Annotated in this window: 3 protein-coding genes and 1 pseudogene; 3 read left to right on the top strand and 1 reads right to left on the bottom strand. The window is 71.8% G+C overall.

Going from position 1 to position 3880, the window contains the following annotated elements; genetic code table 11:
- The 3 genes and pseudogenes from ASG00_RS08385 to ASG00_RS08375 all read left to right on the top strand — a co-directional run.
- Positions 1-841, top strand: a pseudogene (locus ASG00_RS08385) (hypothetical protein); the annotation flags it as partial.
- Positions 838-2919, top strand: coding sequence for a hypothetical protein (locus ASG00_RS08380; RefSeq protein ID WP_056208511.1), 2082 nt, complete (start codon positions 838-840; stop codon positions 2917-2919). The pseudogene ASG00_RS08385 and the gene ASG00_RS08380, both read left to right, overlap by 4 nt.
- On the top strand, positions 2916-3302 hold the full coding sequence (locus tag ASG00_RS08375) for a hypothetical protein (protein ID WP_056208510.1): 387 nt from the start codon (positions 2916-2918) through the stop codon (positions 3300-3302). The genes ASG00_RS08380 and ASG00_RS08375 overlap by 4 nt, the downstream gene beginning before the upstream one ends.
- A gap of 39 nt (positions 3303-3341) precedes the next feature.
- Here ASG00_RS08375 and ASG00_RS17780 read toward each other — a convergent pair whose 3' ends face one another.
- Positions 3342-3500 (bottom strand): hypothetical protein, encoded by a 159-nt coding sequence (locus ASG00_RS17780; protein WP_156456237.1) that lies wholly within the window; start codon positions 3498-3500, stop codon positions 3342-3344.
- Positions 3501-3880 lie beyond the last annotated feature (380 nt).

Below are 3880 nucleotides of genomic sequence, written 5' to 3'. Positions count from 1 at the left end.
GTATCTGCTGCTGCACGAGCTGATGTCCGCGGGCCGCCAGCTGCTGGACGCGCCGGCGTTCTGGGCGGTGTATCACCACACCGGGCGGCGCAGTGGCGCGGACGGATGCCGCGATCCGTTCGCCGCCGCCCTGGACGCGAGCCTGCGCCACCAGAACTGGGTGCGAGCCCGCGGGATCGTCGCCGACGAACCCGATGAGAACGGCGACCCGGTGCTGCTGCGGCTGAACTTCAACCGGCTCAAGACAAGCGTCGACGTGCGCCGCACCCGCCAGATGGGCGGGCACCTTCCCACCGCGGCACGCAGCAACACCACCGCGGTGCTGTTCCGCAACTACCTCTCCGGGGACCACGCCACGATCGACTGGGCGCACCGGCTGATCGCCGACACGGTCGCCGAGGTCGAGCAGGCCGCGTGGGCCGCGCACCGACGCGCACTGGCCACCCAGGGACGGACCGCGTTGGAGATCCGTCCCGCGGCGGGAACCGAACACGACCGGGGCGAGGGCACCGAGACCGCGTGGGCGAGATGCGCCGACCACGACCACCATCCGCTGACGGGACGACGATGCGCGGCGAGCTTCCTGGACTGCTTCCATTGCGGCAACTGCATGATCACCGGCGACCACCTGCCGCGGCTGCTCAGCCTGCTGGACGCGCTCGAGGCGCGCCGAACCCAGCTGGGCGAGAGCGCTTGGTGGACACGATACGGGCCCGCGTGGGCGGCGATCCGCTACGAAGTGCTGCCCAAGTTCAGCGAAGCGGAGGTGAGCAGCGCCGAGCAGGTCAAGCCCGACGACAGCCTCCTCGACCTCGTCGAACCCTCCTGGGAGCAGCCATGAGCACGCTCCCCCGCCCCGACGCCACCGTTCCCGGGCCGCTGCCGGGTACGTTCGTGCTGCACGGCCGTGCGCTGCGGCCCGGGGTCGGCATCGCCGACACGGCCCGGTTCGGGGACGACGAGTGGCCGGTGGCGCCCGCCGCGCTACAAGGGCAGGAACGCGGGCTCACCCTCCGGTTCCGGATCGTGCCACCCGGCTACCGGCACACCCTCAAGTCGCTGGCCTACCTCGCCCTGTCCGGGCCGCTGCCGCCCGACGAGCCGCGGCCGACGATCAGCACCGTCGTGTCCATGTTCTACAACATCGGCGTGTTCCTGCGCTGGCTGGACGGGCACCACGGCGGCCGCCCCGTCTCGCTGGCCACCACTGACACGCTGCTGCAGTTCCAGCGGTTCCTGATCACCGAGTACCGCACCGCGACCCGTCGGCACGCACTGCGCGCCGCGACGGTGTTCCTGTGGCGGTACCGGCAGGGCCTCGGCGGCGAAGCGCTCCGCGTGGACCCGCGCACCATCCCCGGCTGGAAGGAGCAGCACAGCCCCCGCACCGAGAACACCACCGCGAGGATCCCCGAGGATGTCCACAGCCGGCTGCTGGTGTGGGCGATGCGGTTCGTCAACGACTTCGCCGATGACATCCTGGACGCCGTCACCCGGTGGGCGCAGTTGCGAGTCAGCCGCCCCCGCCGCCACTCTCCCCGCGGCTCGAACCTGATCAGCATCACCCGGTACCTGGAGGACGCCCACCAGGAGGGGCGCCCGCTGCCGGGCTTCAACGGACAGGTCAATCACGCCGCGATCGCCCGCACGATCGGCTGCGACCGCCGCGCCCTCGACGACCACCACGCTGCCATCGCCGACGCCGTCGCCACGCTCGGCGTGTCCGACTTCGCCTACCTGGGCGTGCCGATCCGGGGGCGCATCGACGGCGCCCCGTGGCTCAAGGGCGTCTCCCTGGACCCGATCCGCGACGACTCGCTCACCGTCCTCACCCAGATGCTGCAAGCAGCCTGCTACATCCTCGTCGCCTTCCTGTCCGGGATGCGGGACAGCGAGGTCAAGCACCTGCGCCGCGGCTGCTGCACCGCCGAGAAAGATGGCAACGGGCACCCGTACCGGTGGCGGGTGACCAGCGTCGCGTTCAAAGGCGAAGGCACCCCCACCGGGGTTCCCGCGACCTGGGTGGTCGGCGAGTCCGCCGCGACCGCGATCGACGTGCTGGAGCGGATCCACCGCGACCGGGCCCGGGACCGCACCGACTGGCTGTTCGCGCCGATCAAGTCCGGCCCCGGCGCCGGGTCGGCCGGGCGCGGCGGGAACGTCGCGATGACCGTCGCGGGAACCAACCGGCAGCTGAACCGGTTCGTGAGCTGGGTCAACGACTACTGCCGCGCCCGCGGCCGCGACGACTCCATCCCCGACGTCGACGGGCGCCCGTGGCGGGTCAGCACCCGCCAGTTCCGCCGCACCCTGGCCTGGTACATCGCCCGCCGTCCCGGCGGCTCGATCGCCGGCGCGATCGCCTACCGGCACCACAGCGTGCAGATGTTCGAGGGCTATGCCGGCACCAGCGACTCCGGGTTCCGCGCCGAGGTCGAAGCCGAAGAGGCGCTCTCCCGCGGCGAGCACTTGCTGGCCATGATCGACCACAACGAGCACACCCGCCTCACCGGGCCCGCCGGCGGCGAAGCCGAACGGCGGATGGAGCAGATGAGCCAGCGGTCCGCGTTCGCCGGCACCGTGACCACCGACCGGCGCCGGTTCCTGCGGCTGATCACCTTGCACGGGCCTGCCGTGTACCCGGGGAAGTACGTCACCTGCGTGTACACGCACGACAAAGCACTGTGCCGGCCCCGCACCGGCCAAGCCGCCGCGCCCGATCTGTCCAACTGCAAGCCGCTCACTTGCCGCAACGTCGCCCTCACCGACGCGAACGTGCACGCCTGGCGGGACGAGCTGGACACGCTGGACCGAGACCTCGCCGCCGACCCGCCGTTGCCGCCTGCGCTGAAGTCGCGCCTTCAGCAGCGGCGAGAGCAGATCGTCGGCTTCCTCAACCGGCACCAGGAGCAGCCATGACCCGCCGTGTTCCCCTTCCCACCAACGCCGAAGTCCTCCACGCCCTCGCGGAACTGCGCAAAGACAGCACCCGACCGGTGACGGTGCGGGGTCTGGCCGAGCATCTGGGACTGACGAACTCGACATTCTGGCGCTGGTTCCCGGCCATCGCCCAGGACATCGCCGACCAGCGACGCACAATAGCCCGCGCCAAGCGCGCCGAGCCCTCGGAGACCGCGCGGCGGGCCGACAGCGAACGAGCGCTGCGGGCGGAGAACGCGACGCTGCGTGACCAGATCGACCTGGCCGTCGCGCACATCCAACGCCTCACCCTCGAAAACCACACCCTCCGCGCGCAGATGGAAGACCGCGCCCAGATCGCCCGCCTCCCTCCCCGCCCGTGAACGACACCCCGGCCGGAACAGGACAAGGGGGCAGCGGCCTCACCGATCTCCCGGGGAGTCGATGTCCGCCAGCCGCCGCCGGACCTCTGCGATCCAGGCCGGCTCCTGCAGGCCGATCTCGGCGTCCGGCCGGGCGTCCCCGGCGGGGGTGAAGCAGCGCTGGACGCGGTCGGCGAGGATCAGGAACGCCCCCTTCAAGCTGACTGAGGTGACCTCGAGCCGCCAATCCGCGTGGTGGTCCCCGTGCCGGGTGGCCCGGTGGCGGTCCTCCGGGACATGCGCACCGGGCCTCCAGCGTGACACGGACGGGCCGTGCCGGAGCGTCGAGCTCCTCGTCCTCGCGCCACACGTACTGCCGGATTCTGCTGCAATACCCGTCCTGCTCCCAATGCCAGGGCCGCACCTGAAGGTCCGGGGCCGTCCAGAACGCCGGATGGCGATCAACGATCCCGCAGCGACGCGAAACGCTCCACGGCGCCGTCCGGGAACCGCAGCTCCAGCCCCACGCGGTCGGGCGCCAGCGCCAGCACTGCCGGTGCGCGGTGCGGCGGCAGCAGCGCCTCCAGCCACGCGGGCAG

It is taken from the genome of Microbacterium sp. Leaf351, assembly GCF_001423825.1.
In the GTDB taxonomy this organism is placed as follows: Bacteria; Actinomycetota; Actinomycetes; order Actinomycetales; family Microbacteriaceae; genus Microbacterium; species Microbacterium ginsengisoli.
This window is presented reverse-complemented; position numbering and strand designations above follow the sequence as displayed.

Bases quoted from the DNA above. Each gene is read 5' to 3' on its own strand.
- ASG00_RS08380 (WP_056208511.1), top strand. From the start codon at position 838: ATGAGCACGCTCCCCCGCCCCGACGCCACCGTTCCCGGGCCGCTGCCG.
- ASG00_RS08375 (WP_056208510.1), top strand. From the start codon at position 2,916: ATGACCCGCCGTGTTCCCCTTCCCACCAACGCCGAAGTCCTCCACGCC.